General features: G+C 70.5%; 18 protein-coding genes and 1 pseudogene. 13 read left to right on the top strand and 6 right to left on the bottom strand.

Annotation, left to right across the window (positions count from 1 at the left end):
• Positions 1-24: 24 nt before the first annotated feature.
• From IE332_RS31655 to IE332_RS31640, 4 genes are all read left to right on the top strand, one after another.
• The gene (locus IE332_RS31655; protein ID WP_189923166.1) at positions 25-438 is read left to right on the top strand and encodes a hypothetical protein; all 414 of its coding nucleotides are present in this window, start codon (positions 25-27) and stop codon (positions 436-438) included.
• A gap of 435 nt (positions 439-873) precedes the next feature.
• A complete protein-coding gene (locus IE332_RS31650) occupies positions 874-1,596 on the top strand; it encodes a hypothetical protein (protein ID WP_189923164.1) in 723 nt (240 codons plus the stop codon).
• 368 nt (positions 1,597-1,964) lie between these two features.
• Positions 1,965-2,636, top strand: coding sequence for an adenylate kinase family protein (locus IE332_RS31645; protein WP_189923162.1), 672 nt, complete (start codon positions 1,965-1,967; stop codon positions 2,634-2,636).
• Between the two features lie 90 nt (positions 2,637-2,726).
• The gene (locus tag IE332_RS31640; RefSeq protein ID WP_189923160.1) at positions 2,727-3,518 is read left to right on the top strand and encodes a TIGR04222 domain-containing membrane protein; all 792 of its coding nucleotides are present in this window, start codon (positions 2,727-2,729) and stop codon (positions 3,516-3,518) included.
• Between the two features lie 309 nt (positions 3,519-3,827).
• On the opposite strand, the gene IE332_RS41405 is transcribed toward IE332_RS31640, so the two are convergent.
• Complete coding sequence (locus IE332_RS41405; protein ID WP_229929071.1) at positions 3,828-4,832, bottom strand: serine/threonine-protein kinase; 1,005 nt, start codon at positions 4,830-4,832, stop codon at positions 3,828-3,830.
• 485 nt (positions 4,833-5,317) lie between these two features.
• Between IE332_RS41405 and IE332_RS41400 the strand changes: the two are divergent.
• Both IE332_RS41400 and IE332_RS31630 read left to right on the top strand, forming a co-directional pair.
• A pseudogene (locus IE332_RS41400) lies at positions 5,318-5,466 on the top strand (ATP-binding protein); the annotation flags it as partial.
• Positions 5,467-5,550: 84 nt separating this feature from the next.
• Positions 5,551-6,048: an SMI1/KNR4 family protein gene (locus IE332_RS31630; protein WP_189923158.1), complete on the top strand. Its 498-nt coding sequence runs from the start codon at positions 5,551-5,553 to the stop codon at positions 6,046-6,048.
• A 128-nt stretch (positions 6,049-6,176) separates the two neighbouring features.
• On the opposite strand, the gene IE332_RS31625 is transcribed toward IE332_RS31630, so the two are convergent.
• Entirely contained in the window at positions 6,177-7,784 is a 1,608-nt protein-coding gene (locus tag IE332_RS31625; RefSeq protein WP_229929077.1) for an ISL3 family transposase, read from the bottom strand.
• 91 nt (positions 7,785-7,875) lie between these two features.
• Here IE332_RS31625 and IE332_RS31620 point away from each other — a divergent pair, with 91 nt between their 5' ends.
• Positions 7,876-8,436, top strand: a complete 561-nt coding sequence (locus IE332_RS31620) for a hypothetical protein (protein WP_189923153.1) — start codon at positions 7,876-7,878, stop codon at positions 8,434-8,436.
• 209 nt (positions 8,437-8,645) lie between these two features.
• Here IE332_RS31620 and IE332_RS31615 read toward each other — a convergent pair whose 3' ends face one another.
• Entirely contained in the window at positions 8,646-10,118 is a 1,473-nt protein-coding gene (locus IE332_RS31615; protein WP_189923151.1) for a hypothetical protein, read from the bottom strand.
• A gap of 231 nt (positions 10,119-10,349) precedes the next feature.
• On the opposite strand from IE332_RS31615, the gene IE332_RS31610 reads away from it, so the two are divergent.
• From IE332_RS31610 to IE332_RS31595, 4 genes are all read left to right on the top strand, one after another.
• Positions 10,350-10,961 carry a hypothetical protein gene (locus IE332_RS31610; protein ID WP_189923149.1) on the top strand — a complete coding sequence of 204 codons (612 nt, stop codon included), beginning with the start codon at positions 10,350-10,352 and terminating at the stop codon, positions 10,959-10,961.
• A 265-nt stretch (positions 10,962-11,226) separates the two neighbouring features.
• The gene (locus tag IE332_RS31605; RefSeq protein WP_189923147.1) at positions 11,227-12,324 is read left to right on the top strand and encodes an ISAs1 family transposase; all 1,098 of its coding nucleotides are present in this window, start codon (positions 11,227-11,229) and stop codon (positions 12,322-12,324) included.
• Positions 12,325-12,616: 292 nt separating this feature from the next.
• Positions 12,617-13,225: a DUF6000 family protein gene (locus tag IE332_RS31600; RefSeq protein WP_189923145.1), complete on the top strand. Its 609-nt coding sequence runs from the start codon at positions 12,617-12,619 to the stop codon at positions 13,223-13,225.
• Positions 13,226-13,555: 330 nt separating this feature from the next.
• Positions 13,556-13,966: a hypothetical protein gene (locus IE332_RS31595; RefSeq protein WP_189923143.1), complete on the top strand. Its 411-nt coding sequence runs from the start codon at positions 13,556-13,558 to the stop codon at positions 13,964-13,966.
• A gap of 386 nt (positions 13,967-14,352) precedes the next feature.
• On the opposite strand, the gene IE332_RS31590 is transcribed toward IE332_RS31595, so the two are convergent.
• Both IE332_RS31590 and IE332_RS31585 read right to left on the bottom strand, forming a co-directional pair.
• Positions 14,353-14,829: a hypothetical protein gene (locus tag IE332_RS31590; RefSeq protein WP_189923141.1), complete on the bottom strand. Its 477-nt coding sequence runs from the start codon at positions 14,827-14,829 to the stop codon at positions 14,353-14,355.
• Complete coding sequence (locus IE332_RS31585; protein ID WP_189923138.1) at positions 14,790-15,077, bottom strand: hypothetical protein; 288 nt, start codon at positions 15,075-15,077, stop codon at positions 14,790-14,792. Before IE332_RS31585 ends, IE332_RS31590 begins: the two co-directional genes overlap by 40 nt.
• A gap of 225 nt (positions 15,078-15,302) precedes the next feature.
• Here IE332_RS31585 and IE332_RS31580 point away from each other — a divergent pair, with 225 nt between their 5' ends.
• On the top strand, positions 15,303-15,665 hold the full coding sequence (locus tag IE332_RS31580; RefSeq protein ID WP_189923234.1) for an effector-associated constant component EACC1: 363 nt from the start codon (positions 15,303-15,305) through the stop codon (positions 15,663-15,665).
• Positions 15,662-16,807 carry a caspase family protein gene (locus IE332_RS31575; protein WP_189923136.1) on the top strand — a complete coding sequence of 382 codons (1,146 nt, stop codon included), beginning with the start codon at positions 15,662-15,664 and terminating at the stop codon, positions 16,805-16,807. Before IE332_RS31580 ends, IE332_RS31575 begins: the two co-directional genes overlap by 4 nt.
• Positions 16,808-16,812: 5 nt before the next feature.
• Here the strand turns inward: IE332_RS31575 and IE332_RS31570 are convergent.
• A protein-coding gene (locus tag IE332_RS31570) for an IS5 family transposase (protein WP_229929070.1) occupies positions 16,813-17,627 on the bottom strand; the annotation gives its coding sequence in 2 pieces (ribosomal slippage) (positions 16,813-17,273 and positions 17,273-17,627; 816 coding nt in all).
• Between the last annotated feature and the right edge of the window lie 852 nt (positions 17,628-18,479).

Below are 18,479 nucleotides of genomic sequence, written 5' to 3'. Positions count from 1 at the left end.
GCTGCTCGCCACCGGCTCCACGGCGTGCTCCAGCTCGACCTCGAGCAGCAACTCGAAGGGAGCCGCCACGGCGCCGAGCAACGCGCCCACAGCCGCGCAGACCTCGGCGGCGGCGACGCGGCCGGGACGACGACGGCAGCTCCGGCAGCCACCGGGCCGGGCGGTCTACCCCCGAAGCCGGACGAAGCCACGACGGCGAAGTACCTCGCCGCGTTGATCGCCATCGATCCGGAGATCGTCGGCGACAAGCCGGACCGCGCGGTGTCGCGTGGCCGTGATCAGTGCAGCTCAGTCGCTCAGCATCCGCACGACACTGCCGGGCTGGTCAAGCTGACGAACCAGCGCTTCACCTCTCCCAAGCACCCGGAGGGACTCGGGGACGCGAAGTCCACGCGGATCCTCGCTGCCGTTCGTGCACACGTCTGCCCGACATTCTGACCGCCCGCACAGGGCGCCCGACTTCGGCGCACTGGGCGCTCTCCCCGCACCCGCGGGGGTCAGCCGGGGCTGGGCGGCGCGATGCGCGGCCTCGGCAAGTCCTCCCCGCACCCACGGGGGCCAGCCGGCCGTTGATCATGGCGGTCCGGGGTGTGCTGGTGCTCCCCGCACCTGCGGGGAGCACACGGGGCACTGGACCGACGCTGACGCACCGGTCGGCTCCTCCCCGCACGTGTGGGGTCCTTCGACGCATCCCCCGCTTCCGCACCTCCGGCAACCTGAAGATGCATCTGAACAGTTCACAGTAGGAGGGCATGCTGGTGGCGGGTTGTACGAGGCTGAGCAGGGCCCGGCTCCTGGCCCGGTGGGGAGCTCCGCAGTAGGGTGATGAATTCTGTCACTGCTTTTTCGCCGCCTCTGGAGATGAAGTACAGGATGCACATCCTGGATGATCCCTCCGAACTGTCGGAGCGGGCACAGGATCTCCTCCGCCGTACGGGCCGTCGCGAGAGCCCGGTCAGGTTCGAAGTCCCGATCGAGATGTGGCGAGTGCGCGACCGCGCGGGCCGTCTCGTTCCAGCCCCCATGGAACTCATCATCCGTTGTGAGGGCTTCGAGCAGAGATTCGGCGGCCTGCGCTACCAGGTACGGCACAGCATGACCCTGAACGGGGAGCGGTACGAGACGGCCCGCAGCTGGGCGTACGACCATTTCGGCGTGGGGACACGGGCCTGGCAGGATCCCGCGCGGGGCGGCTGGTACTTCGAGTGGTTCGGAGAACACGTGTCGAAGCCGTGCCGGGACCTGCTCCACACCGATGGAAGTGTCGGCACCGACGTGGACGGCGGTAGTCCCTACCTTCCCGTCGCGCCGTCGATCACGCACCTGATCGAGTCCCATGCCCTCGCCGACGCCGTCTCCGTTTGGAGGCACTGGCCCGTCGGCGGTTCCGCTGCCGCTTCGGTCGCCGAGGCCCTCGACGGACTCGTCGAGGTGCCGGAAGCCTCGTGGAAGAGATCGCGATGGCGTCTGTCGGACTCCGTCGCGGTCTTCGACAGTGAGAGCTGGAACCGGGACGATCCGAATCGGCGTGTGCTCGTCTGGTCGCGGGATGAGGTCGGCCACCGTCAGATCCAGGATGCTCTGAGGTCCGAGTGAGCAAGGTCTCGGCATCTCGGGACGTGGATTCTCAACGGCTCAATCGGTCTCGAATCGGCCTGGCGTCCGTGCAGGAGGAGGTTCTCGCCTTGGACGACTTCCGGTGCCTTCCGGAGTTTCACTACTTCGGGGAGCCCGTCGCCGCCCTCGAACCGCACGCCACCGCGAACAGGTACGACCCGGCCGGCTACCTCGTGGACCTCGCCACGTCGGGGAGGCGCCGGCCCTCGTGCGCCGCACCGGGTGGCCCCGACCGCCCGTCGTACCGACGACCCACCTGTGGTCGGACGGGCCACCACTCCGAAGTCCCGCCCGGTTCAGGGCCGATCAGCGGATATAGGGTGGGCGCGAATCCAGGGGGTGGGTCGATGCGTATCGTCAACGTGCAGCCGCCGGCGTGGTGGTGGGAGACGCCGGGCGAGTCGCTGGCCCGGGCCTTGGACGTACCACGTATCAACTTCGGCGACCTCATCCGCGACCACCTGCGGCAGGGTACCGAGCTGGGCCTGCGGGCCGACGAGATCATGGAGGCCGGGGGCGCGCCCCTGGACGAGCTCAGAACCGCCATCGTCCGCGACCATCTGCGTCGGGAGGCCCCTGCGGCCTTCCTCCTCGACCACCACCCGGTCAACGTCGTCCAGGCGCTGGCCCTGGACGAACTGCTCCACGAACTCGGGACGCCCCTCGACGGTGTGGTGCGGCTGCGCCTTCCCGAGCACGAGCTGGAGCGCCACGTCCGAAGCGTGGCCGACCGGCGCGTCTGTCGCGGCATCCCGACCCACGGCCACGAGCCGGCCGCGGGCACCCCTGCCGCCGAGGGCGCCTGCGACGTCTGCGGCGCCGGTCTCCACCAGCGCCGGGACGACGAGGAGAGCACCGTCCGCGCTCGGTTCGGCACGCACGAGGCGAGGACGGCGCCCGTCACCCGGTACTACGCCGAGCGCGGGCTCCTCGTCACGGTCGACGCCGTCGGCACGCCCGACGAGATCGCCGCCCGTGCGCTCGCCGCGCTCCGGCGGCGCGGCGGTCGGGTCGGCTGACCGCCTGGCACCGCCCGCCCGGCCGTGCCATCCTGCGTGGACGGCGGCCGGGGGAGGGCCGTCGGATCTTCCGTGCTTCAGGGGGGCCTGATGGGATCGATCGGTGTGGTGTGCGCGGCGGTCGCCGGGCTCGTGGGGGCGGGGCTGCTGCGGTGGATGCCGGTCCGGGGGAGGCCTGACGGTCTGCCGGCGGCGGGAATCGCGGGGGTGCGTGGGGGGTCGAAGGCCGCGCTGGTGGTGGCCGTCGTCGAACTGCACCTCGCGGGGGTGCTCGACACCGACCGGCGGGGCCGCCTGCGGAGGGTGGTGCACGCCCACCCCGGGCAGGACGCGACTCCACTGCACCGGGCCGCGCGGACGGCGTTCGGCCGGGACCTGTCCTGGGCCGACGCCGTGACCACCCCGCCCGTGCGGCGGGCCCGCGAGGAGGCCCGCACCGACCTGGTCCGCCGCGGCCTGCGCTGCGGCCCGGCCCGGCTGGCGGCGTCGGGCCTGCTGGCCGCAGCCGCGTGCGCCGCGGCCGTGCTCACCACCACGCAGGGGGCCTGGTGGGCGGGCCTGCCCGTGGCCGCGCTCTCGCTCACGCTGCTCTGCTCACCGGCCCGCACCCTGGCCGGACACCGGCTGCTGCGCGAGCTGCGCCGTCTGCACCCCCTGCCCGGGGCGGCGGCGTCCGGTGCCACGACGCCGGGGCCCGACGAGGCGGGACTGCTGACCGCGCTGTACGGACGCCGGGCACTGCGCCTGCTGCTGCCGGACTTCGCCGCCCGGGCCGCGCTGCTCGGCGGACGCGCGGCCCGGGAGACCGTCGCCCGCACCGGCAGCGACTCCGGCCAGCACGAGGGGGCCGGCGCCGCCACGAGCTACAGCAGCGACCAGTGACGTCCGACGGCCCCGGCCGTCGCCGCTGGCCCGGCACCCACCTGCGGACTGCGGGTAAGCGCCGGACCGTCCGCCCCTGCCACGCGTCGATCCGTTCGACGACCTCCCCTGCGGGGCCCGACCGGAACGGCTCCCGGTCCACGCCCGCCCGGCCCCCGCGGTGACGACCGCCATGGCCCCGGCGGGGATGGGCCGGTCGCCCTCGTCCAGGTGCCGGACGCGGGCCCGGTAGACCTCGAAGGCCTCGGCGCGCGGCGGACCCGCCAGTCATATCCCGGCTGAGCACCACGCTGTCGTTCAGAGCCCGGGTCATGCCCACGGGTCGTCGCAGGCACTGGGGTCGGGGATGTCCGGGTGGAGCATGGCGTGCACGCACCGTCGCAGGCCGGTCGCCGTGGCCGAGGAGGCCGCTTGCATCCAGGGCAGGGGTTCCAGGAGTTCGGCGAGGTCGGAGGTGGCGAGGTCGTCGACGGCGGTGCGCAGGTCGTCCGGGACCGGCTCGTCCGTGAGGCACAGCCAGCCCAGTGCGGCGCTCACTCGGACCTCGGGCGGCCGGTCGGGGTCCGCCCAGCGGGTCCGCATCCAGGCCGTGGTCGGCAGGTCCCGGTGCGCGCGGGCCAGCTGTGCGATCGCCAGCACCAGACCAGCGCGTACGGCCGGGTCGTGTTCGACGGTCAGGCGGGCGTGGACGGCGGCGAGGATGTGCCGGGCACGGCCGACGGCGGCCGCCAGCGCGTAGGCGGCGCCGACGCGTACGGCGGGGTCCGGGTCGTCGAGCACCGGCAGGAGGAGGTCGGCGTCGGCGGTGATCGCCTCGCGAGCGGCCCGCACCGACCAGGTCTGCGGGTAACCGGTGACCTCGAAGCGCCATTCGTCGTCGCCGAGGAAGCGCAGCATGTCCTCGCGCCTGCAGACACCTTGGTGCGCCATACGCGCGACCTCGCCCGAGACGGTCAGCGCCTCGGCGCGGTGGCCGGCCGCCTGGTCGGTACCGAACCGGACCAGGAACGGCACAGCCGGCGCGGCCGCGGCCCTCATGTCGTTGGCGCACAACCCGTTGATCCTGGACAGGGCGCGGCGGACGGCACAGTCCTCTCCCGAGCGCGACCGCTCCAGATCCTCCCTGACGTCGGTGCCGTCCGGGAAACGCTCCCAGGGCACCTCCTCGATCAGGAACCCGTCCTTGGCCTCCGGACGGATGCCCGCCACCACCGCCCGCACGTCGAGCGGCCCGCCGGCCTGGTCGAGCGGATCCCCGTCGACGAACGCGCGGATCACCGCCAGCTCGGCCGGACCGTACTCCCACGCCCCCACAACACCCCCACGACAACGTCTCCGGGCCCGGCACCGCCGGCCTGGAGGGGATCCAAGTATCCGGCCGATCGTGCCAGCCTCCGCAGACAACCCGACCCGCTACCGCCCGGACCAGACGACCTGGGCGACGGGACGGCTGAGCGGCGCACCTTCCGGCACGCGGCGGCCGGCTGCGGCTCCTCGGCGTAGCCCGAACCACTCCGGCAGCACGGCGACCGCGCCCCGGAGGTCGGAGTTTCACGGTTCCGGTGCTGCGAGGGCACCTGCTGAGGGGTCATCGGTCCCGGCGCCCGCCGAGTGGGCGCGCGCGTCAGGAGGATGCCGGGAAGGGGTGCCGTGGTGCGGGTGGAGATCACGTGGGGGTTCTCGGTGTTCTGGTCCTCACGGTGAGCCAGGCAGCGTTGAAGCACTGCCCAGCTTGCTGGGCCCAGAGGCACCGGGCCGCAGGGCGGATGCACCGCAGCGAACAAGTGCCAGCCCCATTTGGCTGGACCAAGACCTTCACCGACCCCGCCTCTGCGCGGCCATCGTCGACCGCCTGACCTTCAACGGCACCATCTTCGAGACCAGCACCGACTCCTACAGGCTCGCCTCGACCCGGGCACGGACCGAGGAACCGGCGAAGGCCAGCTGACCGTTGCGCGCACTACTCGACGGTCCTCCGATATGTTCCTCCGGACTCGTGCTGGCGGGTCACACGCGCATTTGAGGGGGAAACATGCCAGGTGAGCGACTTGACGCGGAGTGGGTTCGATCCTGGTGGCAGCACGCCGACGCGGCCCTGACGAAGCTGATGCAGTCGTTCCTCCCGACGCACGGCTTCCCGCCCGGCCACAACGCCGTGATACTCGCAACCGACGACAGCCACCAAGCAACGAGCGCACTCGTGGACCTGACGCCGATCCCCTCCGACCTGACCACGCTCTACCGGGTGGTCAGCGAGGCTTCCCTGCCCGATGTCGACAGCGGGTACTTCATCCACTCACCCGCGACGGTCGCGGGGCACTTCCGCGAGTACGGCCCCGCCCCGATCGACGGCGAATGGATCGCACTGGTATTCGCCAGCGACGGCGGAGGCCGGCTGTTCGCAATCGGCGACAGCGGGCAGGTCTGGAAGTCCACCACGGCTTCCTCGCTCGACGACTTCGACCTCGCTGCTGCCAGCCTGCAGGGGTTCCTCGAACAGCTCAGCCAACGGATCGCGGACCAGCCCTGATCATCGGCCGAGGTGTAAAACCGGCACTCGTCCGACGAAGACGAACCCAGTTACCGGTTGACGTCATTTCTGGGGTTCTGGCTCAACTTCTGGGCTCTGTCGCTGATTGAGGGGTCTCTTCTGGTCGATCACGGTGACAGGAGGATGCGGCGTCGCAGGAGGTCGAAGTCGGCCCGTCCGTACATCTGCCTCTTCAAGAGCTTGATCCTGGTCACGTTGCCCTCGACCGCTCCCGAGGTGAACGTCGTGGTCAGGGCCGCGAGCACGGCTGTGTGGTCGCGGCGGATCCCGCCGGCCAGGGTGCGGAACTCTGGTTGACCGTCGAGGCGGACGTCGGCGAGCCAGACGTCGAGGGCCAGGTGCTCGCTGCGTCGTTCGCGCACCATGGTGGCCAGGCGTCGGGCGTACTCGGTGGTAGTGGCCAGCGCGGGGTTGCGTTCGCACAGATCCTCAAGGCACTTGCGTGTGGTGTCGTCGAGCTGCTCGGGACGGCGCATGATCCAGTCGGTGACGCGGCGGACGGTCAGGTGGGGCAGTGGGGCCTCTGTCGGGATCGCTCCGGTGCGGTAGGGCCGTAGGTGCCGCCGGACGGTGTTCACATCACCGCGGTAGCCCAATTCTTGGATCTCCCTGGTGAGCGCCGCGGCGTTGGTGCACCCCTCCATCCACCGGTGGTGCAAGTAGCGTCGGTAGTCGTCGACCACGCTCGGGCGGTGGACCGCGGCGACGAGGAGTTGCTCGACGTCGGCGGCTCGGGCGAAGCGCAGGACGGTGCCGCGACTGAGGTGGAGTTCCGGGGCGATGGTGCGCAGGCTGTCGCCGCGTTCGATGCGTTCGTGGATCTGCTGGTGGCGTTCACGGGTTCGGGCGACCAAGGGGCGTGCTCTGCCGTGGATGTCCAGCTCGTTCGAGCCGGCGGCCGCGGAACGGGTCACGTCATCCTGGTGTTCTCTCGTGGTGAGGGGCTCGCGCAGGTCGGCGCGGTGGCGGCCGACGACGCGCTCGACGGCCTCGGCAAGGTTGTGCAGCAGGTGCCAGGCGTCGGCGATTTGCCGGGCCTGCGGCGCACCCGCGTGTGCACCGTCGCGGAAGGCGCCGGCTCGATCCCGGCAGACGACCCGCACCTTGGGATGGTCGCGCAGCCAGGCGGCGAAGGTGTGCGCGGTCCGGTCGGCGAGGACATCGACCGGCCGGTGGGTGTCCATGTCGACGGGGATGGTCGCGTAGGTGCGACCACGGCGTACGGCGAACTCGTCCACGCCCAGATGTGGGACGAGGTCCGGTGACGGGACGGGCAGAGCTCGGATGAGGCGAAGCAGGGTGTCGCGGCAGGTGGTGATGGCCAGACGTTCGGAGAGCCGGGCTCCGGCTCGTCCGCCCAGGAACAGGGCGATGTCGGTGAGCTGAGCGGTGAGGGCGGTCGTGCGGCGCGTGTGCCGGGCCGTCAGATCCTGGATCTGCTCGGCGAACGTCCGCCGCCCGCACCGGTCGTTCCCGCACACGAGACGACGCGCCCGCAGCTCCAGGCGCACCCGTCGGCCGGCTATCGGACGGTCCGCAAGTCGCCGCGTGTAGTGGCAGTGCAGCCGCGACGATCTCCGCCCACACCCGGGACAGGTGGCCGACACAGCCGCCGACCGCAAGGCGAGACGAACCTCGTCATCCCCGAGAACCGTCTCCTCGACCTCCACGCCGATCCCCGGGAAGAGAAGGTCAGCCACACCCGCCGCGTCCATCACGTCGAGGTCATGCCCACCACCCGTTCCTGGTCGGCACGGACCCCTCGATCAGCGACAGAGCCCGGAAATTGAGCCAGAACCACGACTGGTGATTAAAGCCACCACGCCGCACGACCCGTACGCCACCACCGCGCAAGAGGCGGTCGAGCACCTGCGGATGCTGGCGCTGGAGCGCCTGATCGGCCGCCAGGTCTACGAGGACCAGCTGGTCCAGGCCGGCTTGACCGCAAAGGCGCTCGACGTCGAAGCGCCGTCCCTACCGCTGCTCGCCGGCCTGTCGCACGGCGAGTACGAACAGGCCTCCGCGCTCTTCGAGCAGGTGCTGACCGAGCTGGGCATTGCCTCAAGCCTCCCTATCGACGACACCGACATCCCATGGGAGTCGGCCCGCTGGGAGCTCGTCCGCTGGTGGCTCCGTCTGATCGTGACCGGAGGCATGGCACCCGCAGCTGGCGGCGGGGTGATCGCCTCCGACGGGTGGGGCATGCTAGCCCGGCCCCGGGCACTGCGACCGCTGGTCGACCTGGTCAACGACTGCAACGACTGGGAGACGAGGCAGCACCACACACCCGAGGAGCCCGCCCGAGCGGTGGTCGCGGAGGCCGAGCGGCTGCTCGTCGGCCCCTGGCCGCCGCACGGACCACGCTGAAGGCTCGGACGGCGACGACCTCTGAGCGCCGGTGGTTCTGCTGACGGGCCGGTAGCGGCTATGGGAGGGTGGAGTCCGGGCAGGGGTGTTGCAAAGTCCGGTGATCTTGTAGTTGCGCTGGTCAGGCGATGCCCAGGAGCGTGCGAGGCGCTCTCCTGCCGCGGCCCAGGGTCACCGGTCCCGGGGGTCCACCGTTACGCCGTCACGGGTCACGCGGTCAAGGCATCGGTGACCGCCGTTATCCCCTGGGGTGCCAACTGTTCCACGAGACCGGTGATCCCGTACCAGCCGCCGAGCGCGGCGAGTCGTGCGGCGAGCCTGCGGGCGTCGGACGGCGCGGCCAGCCCCGCGACGACGAACAGCGCGCGGTCCCGTGTCTCGCGGAAGGCGATCGTGTCGGCGAGCGCCTCGGCCCTCCCCGTCTCCCCGCGCCGGGCCAACTCCTCGACCACGGGGACCAGTGCGTGCCCGCGCGCCCACAGGTCGGTGATCGCCCGGGTGAGCGCCTGGGCTCGGTCCGTCTCCCCGCGCCGGGCCAACTCCTCGACCACGGCGATCAGTGCTCTGGCTCGTGCCCGTCGGTCAGTGATCGCGTGGGCGAGCGTCTCGGCCCGGCCCGTGTCCCCGCCGCGGGCCAGCTCCCCGACGATCTCCGCCTGCCAACCCGCACGGCGGTGGGGGGCGTTCATCGCGTCGGCAAAGGCCATGGCCCACTCGACCTGACCGTGCCGGGCCAGCATCCGCGCCGCCGCCGCCCGCAGGTCGTCGGCGTGCCAGGAAGTGGGGCTGCAGGCGTCGAGCAGTGTCTGCGTCCGCTCCACCAGCGCGAGGACCACGTCCGCTTCGGCGGTCTCGGCAGCCGCCTCCAGCACGTCGACCATGACTGCGGGGTAGAGGGGCGATGTTCCCGGACGGCGCAGGAGGGCGTCGAGCCGATCCAGGTCGCCGCGGCCGACCTCGGGGACCAGGATCGCCGTCAGCGGTCGCGGCCCGGCCGGGTCGTGCTCCCGAGCGGCGGGTCCGTGGAGTCGGGCGAAGTCCTCCAGACGGTCGACGAGGTCACCGGCCCGGACGTGGTCGCCGGCCGCGGTGGCCACGTCGAGAAGGAGGGTAAGCACCCGTGAGGACGCACTGCCCACGGCGCGGTCGGCGAAGTCGAGCGCGCCGCGGAAGTCCCCGATGTCCGCCAGCGCTTTCGCCAGGAGGGCCCAGGTGATGCCCCAGTTGTGCGGATAGCGGACCCGCTCCGCCAGCGCGAGGGCCCGGTCGAGTTCACCGGCCCTGGCCCACGCCGGCACCAGCGCGACCAGGGCACGATCGTGGCAGTCCCTCACACGGATCGAGTCGACCAGCGCCTGGGCCCCGAGCAGGTCTCCCGCACCGGCCGCCTCCTCCACCAGCGCCAGCAGCGCTTCGCCCTGCTTCGGCTCGTCGCTGATCGTGAACGCCAGCTCGGCCGCACGCGCGAGGTGACCGGTCCGGGCGAGTGCCCTCAGATGCCACAACGGAACGGGCTCGCGGGCACCATCCGCGTCCCGTGACGCCAGCAACCGGAACAGGGTCACCAAACACGGTTCGAACCCGCCCGGGAGGACGCCCTTTCCGGCATCACCCTCCCGAGCGAGGCCATAGCGCCGCTCACGCCACCGCTCCATGAACAGCTCATAGCCCCACTCGGCCATGCCCTTCTGCGTACTCACGTCGCCCCCGGTCGCGTCCTGCCGCTGTCCCGTAGCGTAGAGCCTGCTGCGCGCCACCGGGCCGGTGCCTGGACGCACGGCGGTGGAGGAATCCACCTCCGCGGCGGGACGCGCCACGTCGGTCGCGGAACCCCCACTCGTTCCCCGTCGTCTCCCCAGGAAGGGGCGGGACCCCGCACGACGGGGGTGGGCCGTGGAGGCGGGGAGGGGCGCGTGAGCGAACACGAGGCGGCGCTGGCAGTGGGAGCCGCCGGCGGCCTGGGCCGTTACCGGGGCTTCGCGGTCCCGAAGTCCACAGTCGGCGACGGGTTCCTCATGACGATGGGCCTGTTGTTCCTCGGGGCCTCCAGCTGCGCGCTGGTCCTCGGTGGCCCGCTCTGGTCCGACGGGGTACTCCTCACCTGTGGGCTGTTCATGGGACTGGGCATGGCCGGCCCCGCCTTCTGGCCCCGCTTCGAGCGACGCCGAGGAGGCCGCCTGGAGCGACGCCGAGGAGGCCGCCTGGAGCGCCTCCACTGCTTCGAAGACGGCCTCGTGATCGGCAGTGGCCACACCATGCGCCCCATCCGCTGGTCGGACGTCACCATCACCAGCGAGGACTACCCGGCCTACCCGGCCTACCCGGGGAGCGAGTACCACCAACCGGGCACGAGCCGCACCCTCACCACACCCGACGGCACCGTGGTCGCCCGGTTCACCGGTCAGGAACCCGAGCGGGTCGGCGGCTACCAGGTGATGCTCCTCCACCAAGCCGCCACCGAGCGTGAAGCCGTCCACCCCTCGCCGGGCCCGACGCCGAGTGACGCGCGACCCACCGAAGCCTGACCGAGCGGTCAGGGACTGACCGCGGAGCCGATCGCTCGGATGCATCCCGGCTCTCGCCAATTGTCAACCGAGCGGCATTTCAAAGTCCGGTGATCACGTGAGTCCGTAGGTCGCGGCGGTCCAAGGGGGGTCGGGCCAGGCCGTCACAAACGCGACGAAGCTCCGGTTGAACGGTGACCTTCCCAAGTCGCCTCGTACCGCCGGAGCTTCGATGTGTCGTCAGTCTGCCACCGTCTGTGTGGTCAAGTCGCCCACCCTGGAGGGCATGGCGGGGTTGTCGCTGGTGGAGCGGTTGCGGCTGCTGCAGGATCCGCGTCGGCGCCGAGGGGTGCGTCACCCGTTCGTGGCGGTGCTGCTGGTTGCCGCCTCGGCAGTGGTCGCCGGAGCACGCTCATATACGGCCATCGGCCAGTGGTCCGCGAACGCGCCACAGCATGCCCTGGCCCGCCTGGGTGCCCGGGTCGCGGGGGCGTTGAGCGTACGCGTCGCGCCGAGTGCCGCCACGATTCGGCGGGTTGTCGGTCTGGTGTGTCCCGGTGGTCTGGCCGATCTGACCGGCGCTGCCCCTGCCGGCTCGGACTCGGTGGCGATCGACGGCAAGACCGCCCGCGGCTCCCGACGCGGCCAGACGCCCGCGGCCCACCTGCTGGCCGCGATGACCGGCGACGGCCGGACCGTGACCCAACTGCGGGTGCCCGACAAGACCAATGAGATCGCCTGCTTCGCCGCGCTACTGGCGCCCTTCGACCTGACGGGGGTCACGGTCACGGCCGATGCCCTGCACACCCAGCGCGCGTACGCGTGCTTCCTGGTGGAGGAGAAGAAGGCGCACTACCTGCTGGTGGTCAAGGCCAACCAGCCCGAGCTGCACCGCCGGCTGCGATCGCTGCCGTGGAAGGACGTCACCGCCCGCCGCTACGACCGCGAGATCGGCCACGGCCGCCGGGAAACCCGGGCGACTAGAGCCCTCACCGTGACCGACCTCGGCCTGGACTTCCCGCACGCCGCCCAGGCCGTGCGCATCCTGCGTTACCGCACGAATCTCAAGACCGGTGTCGTCAGCCGCCAGACCGTCTGCGCGATCACGGACCTGACCTCGCATCAGGCCTCGCCCCAGCGCCTGGGCCAACTCGCCAGGTCGCAGTGGACCATCGAGAACCGGCTGCACTTCGTCCGCGACACCACCTTCGCCGAGGACGCCTCGAAGATCCGCACCGGCCATGGACCCGAGAACATGGCGACCTTGCGCAACCTGGCGATCAACGCCCTCCGCGCCGCTGGACACCGCAACATAGCGGCTGGCATCCGGCACGTCTCCTACGAGCCGTTCACCCGCCCGCTCGACCTCCTGGGCATCGCCTGAACAGCGCAACTACAAGATCACCGGACTTTGCAACACACTCTGGGAGTCCGGGCCAGCGGTTCGGGCCGCTCCGGGCCGAGGGGTGTCTGCGGTGACCGTGGGAATGATCAGCCCCGCTGGGCTTGCCGGAGGCCAGTTGCCTGGGCCCGCGAGACTGGCATCGGGTGATTCGCCTGGCCATGAGGGTCATCGCGGCCCAGGTGACCAGCGTCTCGGATTCTCTGAACTACGGACCGTAGCTCGTGGGACCCCGCTTGTGGGGGTTGTCTCCTGGGTAGGTCATGATGCGGCGATGAGCGTGCAGCATCCTCAGGAAGTTGGCCAGGGGCATGTCGTAGTCCGGTATGTCGCTGGTGAACAGCGATACCTCGAACTGCTAGGAGGTAGTTTCCTCCACCTTGGGGAGGAGGCGCGGGCCGCCTTCGTAGACTCGCTGCAAGCTGACTCCCTCCAGGCGAGCGACCAGGAGATCAGGGCACTCCTCGGGTACGAATGGCGTGCCCGACTGACCGCTGCGTGGTTGGTCGGTGTGGCACGGCGGGTTGAGTGGCGTGAACGCATCGGACGCCTCCTGCTGGCCAGTGAACTCACCTATGCAGGTCAGGGCTACTGCTTTGCGCTTGCCCGGTTCGGCAGCCAGGATGACGCGGAGATACTAGCGTCCTATTTGGACCGTTATCTTCCGCAGCTGGAATGCCGGTATGACCAGGGACCCGCCCTTGGAGCTCTCATAAGGCTGGATTCCCAGCTGGGCACAAGTCACGCCGAGCGATTCGTTTCTCCGGACGGCCTCTGGGAACGCTGGGTCGATGCGCTTCCGCATACGCGCGGGACCGCGACCGCGTGGGCGGACAGCTCCAGAGAAGCGATCGACGCATGGTGCGGGCCTTGGGACGCTTGATCCGTCGCTCATGAAGTGGCGAACGGTGCCGGGTGTCGGTGGTGCGTCCCCGATCTGGTTGAAGGTGGGCATCCCGAGAGAGACCGCCGAAGCCGTGCGGGCTGTGACGGTGTCCATCTGGACGAGCTTGTCGTTGGCGCTGGCGAGGCTGGTTTCGAGGCCTTCGACTTCGCCGAGCCAGCCTTCCCCCGTGGCTTCGGCGATGCGGTCGCACCCGGGTGCCCGCCAGTTCTTGCGGCTCGCCGACGGCGTGGTCCGTCTCTGGGCTTGACCGGAAATCGCGGAAGGGGCGGGTAAGCAGTGGACAGAGACCGGCGGCATAAAGCTGTCGTGGCGCTCCGAGAACTCGGGCGAAGCCACGACTACCGTGACCGGGCGGATGCCGGCCACGGCCTGGCACGCCTCGCCGAGATGCAGGAGGCCCTCGGGCCACTGTTGGAGCTCGTGCTCGACCCAGGTGACACCTTCGTCACCCGGGTGACCGCGGGAGTCGTGCTCCGGCGAAAGGACAGGATCGGGTTGGCGGTAGTCGCGTCAGCGCTGGCAGTCGCCGACCCAAATCACAGCGATTGGATCCATACCGCAGTCCTCGATGTGTTCAGCATCTTCTCCGCAGACCGGGACAACGCGATGCAGCTGTGCGAGGAGATGTTGCGGGACACTGACGACCGCGTGGCTATGGGGGCTCGTCAGCTGCACGACATCCTGGCCGAGATCGACCCTGTTCTTCGCCCCGTGTAGCACTGGGCGGACACTGTCGGCGCTCAGTGTTCTGGTTCGGTGCAGCTTCGTCCGGCGTCCCGGCGGAAGTCCGGCATGCCGAGGTGGACAGTGGACGGCTGGGCTGCACGCTCGCGCACGGCCTCCGGCTTCTGCGCGGCGGTCATGGTGATCTCGTCACGGCCCGGGTCCGGCGGCAGCCGGACTTTCGTGATCGGCGCAGTGGCGTCGGCCCGATACGGCGTGCGGTGGGCGACGGCAATCGGCGCGGGCCGCGGGAGCGGCACGGATGGTCAGCCCGTCCGCCGGAGACAGATACGGCGGGGGTCCGATCACGCCCGGACTCGGCGTCGTAGGCAACGGTCCGCAGTGCACTCCGCGGCTGAGGGGGCGGGCTCGAGGCCGGTTCAGGTGTCGGTGGGCGGCGTCAGGTAGCCGATGCCCGCGCTGGTGATCCAGTCGGTGGTGGCGTCGTCGAGCTCCCATGGCGCCTTGAGGAGCCTGGCGCGCAGGGCGCTGCGGTCGTGCAGGATGGGCGGCTCGGGTGGCAGTCTCTCGCGATACTGGGCGTCGGGACCCCAGTGGGGGTCGTCGGGGTGGTCGAGAACCGCGGTGAATCGGTCGACTCGCGCGGGCCAGGAGGGGTGGCCCCACCACTGCGGGCAGGCCAGTGCGCCGTGGCAGGCCGTGTACAGCAGGCCGAAGCGGACGCCCTTGTCCTCCGTCTGCGCGACGAAGGCGCGCAAGCTCCGGTCGGCGTGCTCGATGTAGTCGTCGAGGTCTTCGTCGGTTCCGGCGAGGCCGCCCAGCGTGCTGCCGGTCGCGAGCTTGCGCTCGGGCTTCGTCAGCCAGCGGTAGAGACCTTCAGCATCCCCAGTGCCCACCCGATCCTCCGGGCGACCTCGGGTGAGTCCGCCGCTGCGGAGGCCTGCGCCAAGGGCAGGAAAGCGGGCTCCCCGATCCGGCACAGGACGTCTGCCGAGGCGGCCCAGTCGACCGGTGACCGCTCGTCGCAGAGCAGCTCCAGCACTGCCGCGACGATCTCCTCTCCCCGTTCGACGAGCGCATCGCGAGCCGACCGGGTGTCATTCCAGGCACCGGAGAGTTCCTCGACCAACAGTCGCTTGTCCATGGCGGGCACACTAGCCAGGCGCTCTGACAATCACGCCGGAGCGGATGGCGGGCGGTCTGCCCGGAGATGTTCCGAACGAGACGCCCGACGGCTCACACGCCGTCGCCGATCAGTTGGGATGACGGTCGCCCTTCACAGATGAACGGGTCTCAACCTGGGCAGGATGCGCGTCGAATGCCGTAGTCCACCCGTGTGGGCATAGCCGAGGAGGCTTCAGTGCACGTCATGATGAAGGTTAGCGAGGACGACCAGGAGACCGAGCTCCGCTCCTTGCACGCGTGGTTGGGCCAGGCTCCCGAGGTGCGTGGTTCGGCGACGCTCTCACTCGTGGAGCAGCCCGCGCCTTCGGGGGCCATGGGCGGTTGGCTGGACACGCTGCAGGTCGTGACCGAGAACGGGTGGAGTGCCGCGTCGTTCGTGATGGCGGTGGTCACGTGGCGACAGACCCGGCCGCGGCCGCCCCGGGTCGTCGTCCGGCACGGCGGCGTCGAGGTGGCCCTGACAGAGGGGACGGATGCGGAGATACAGCAGGTGATCGAGCTGTTGTCGCGGCAGACCCCCGACGGCGGAGAGGACGACGCGGCGTGAAGGGGCTCCCGGAGGCGGCGGCCTCACGTGCGGTGCTGGTCGGGGTGGCACAGTACATGGGCTTGGAGGCGTTGCCTGCGGTGGCGAACAACCTGCCCGCCCTGGCGGACGTGTTGACGGGCTCCGGGTCATGGGGGCTGGCGCCGGAGCACTGTGCGGTGGTCGCGGAACCGGCGAACCCTCAGGACGTACTGGAGCCGGTGGCGGAGGGAGCAGGGACGGCGCGGGACACCCTTCTGGTGTACTTCGCCGGCCACGGCCTGACCGATGGCCGTGGCGAGTTGTTCCTCGGCCTTCCCGGGTCGCAGCAGGGCCGCAGTTACACGGGGGTACCGTACGCGATGCTGCGCGACGCGATCATGTCCGGGCGCGCGCGGCGTCATGTGATCATTCTCGACTGCTGCTTCAGCGGGCGCGCTCTGGGGACGATGGGCGCCTCGATGGCCGACCAGGCTCAGATCGACGGCAGTTACCTGCTGGCTGCCGCCCCGGAGACCGGACTGGCGCTGGCACCGCCCGGGGAACGGTACACCGCGTTCACCGGCGAGTTGCTCGAGGTCCTGGGGAACGGGATCGAGGACGGCGAAGCCTGGCTGGATCTGGAGTCGGTCTACCGGCAGCTGCGGTCCGCGTTGGGGGCGAAGGGCCGACCGCTGCCGCAGAAGCGTGACCGCAACACCGCAGGCCGCCTGCTGCTGGGACGCAACCATGCCTATAAACCCTGGACCTCGACGGCGGTAGCGGCGGCAGCGGCGCTCCAGGACGGCGTCCGCTGGCCTGACCCCGACGCGCTCGAGACCGCCGAGGAGTTCATCGAGGCGCTCGGGCATGTTCGGGCGATCAGCGGGCGCAGCGTACAAGCCGTCAGCGACAACGCCCGGCCCTCGCTCTCTCCCAGCGCTATCAGTTCTCTCCTGAACCGCAGGACCCTGCCGCGATCGTGGAAGAGCCCGGAGATCTTCCTTCACGCGTGCGGGCTGCCGGCCGACCATGTGCGACGCTGGCAGGCCGTCTGGGAGCGAATCAAGGCGAATACCGTGATGCGGCCTGACGAGACGGAGCAGGAGAGCGAGAAGGGAACGCCGCCGATGGACCGGGGGTGGCGTACCCGGTTCAGTCCGCGACGAGCGAATCGTCCTTAGAGGAGCTAACACAAGGCCTGGACACGTCGGTATGTGATCACGCAGCAGGCCAGTTTGAGGAAGGCCTCGTGGATGTCGTCGCGGATGTCCCAGCGGATTCGCAGGCGTCGGAAGCCGTGGATCCAGGCGTTCGTTCGCTCGACGACCCACCGCACGGCTCCGAGCCCGGAGCCGTGCGGCACTCCTCTACGGGCGATGACCGGCTTGATGCCCCTCTTCCAGAGCAGGCGGCGGTACTTGTCGTAGTCGTAGCCGCGGTCGGCGAACAACTTCTTCGGCCGGTGGCGTGGCCGACCGGTCTTCCCGCGGATGCGCGGGATCGCGTCCAGAAGCGGCAGGAGCTGGGTGACGTCGTGGCGGTTGCCGCCGGTCAGGGTGATGGCCAGCGGTGTCCCCCGGCCGTCGGTGATCACGTGGTGCTTCGAGCCCGGTCGGGCGCGGTCGACCGGGCTCGGTCCCGTTTTGGGCCGCCGCGACGGGCCTGGTGGTGCGAGCCGTCGATCACCGCCCGCGACCAGTCCAGCTCGCCGGCGCGGTGCAGCTCGGCCAGCAGCACCTGGTGCAGCCGGTCCCACACCCCGGCCTGGTGCCAGTCCCGCAGCCGGCGCCAGCACGTCATCCCGGACCCAAAGCCGAGCTCCTGCGGCAGCCACTCCCACTGGATGCCCGTGTGCAGCACGAACAGGATCCCCTGCAGGCAGCCCCGGTCATCCAGCGGCGGGCGGCCAATCCTGCGGAGCCGCTGCTGCCGCGCCGGCAGCAGCGGCTCGATCCGGCCCCACAGGTCGTCTGACACCAACCACGGTGCTCTCTTCCCCACTCCCACTCAACGAGCCGACGGACGAACAGACATGGGCACCGCGCCGTTCTGTTAGTTCCTCTTAGCGGCAGCTGTACGAACTCATCGGCTGGAGGCAGACGGGCTGGGGCCGAGGGACGAGGGCGAAGTACCAGGGCTCTGGACGGTGGCGGCTCCAGAACCTCCGGAGCCATCCGAGATCAGCATCAGTACGACAACCATGGCGATCAGGCCCAGAACACCTGCGCCCGTCAGCGGCTTCACCGCCGTCTTGCCCCCGCCCGTCGGACGGTTCACCCAGTGACCCGCACGGTAGTACTTACCGGAACGCCCAGCCATCCCGCACCCCCGATACCGACGACAGACCTCCTGCCGCCGGACCCGAGTGTGACAGGCACAATCGCGGTAAACCGCGAATGGCGAGGACATGGCCGATTCCATTCGCCGCACCCAGTGACCGTGCCGTCTCGACCCGATGCCAGTTCCTCGAGCTGAACGACCGAGCATGCTGAAGCGAGCCCCTCATGAAGCTCCTTCAGCTGTTTCCGCACGGCTCGCGCCGGGTCGGCTGCCTCCCGCCTTCCCCCGATCCTCACTGCCGGTCGGCTGTCCGCAATCGCGGACCGTGCCGGGGGACAGCCGTCCCCGCACAAGCGGGAGTCAGCCGCACTCGCGGTACAGACAGTGGCCGGGGGCGGGTCCTCCCCGCGCAGGCGGGGGTCAGCCGAAGCGCCGCACGTCGGCGCGCAACACCCCCGTGTCCTCCCCGCACCCGCGGGGGTCAGCCGCAGTGATGACGCTCTGCAAAGTTCCTCAGGTGCTACTCAAGTGGGGGCCAAACATGCTCAGTTGATCTCCCCATCCTTCGTATGA

Source organism: Kitasatospora xanthocidica (genome assembly GCF_014656195.1).
GTDB lineage: Bacteria > Actinomycetota > Actinomycetes > Streptomycetales > Streptomycetaceae > Kitasatospora > Kitasatospora xanthocidica.
Note: the sequence above shows the minus strand (reverse complement) of the source record. Positions and strands in the feature narration are given on the sequence as shown.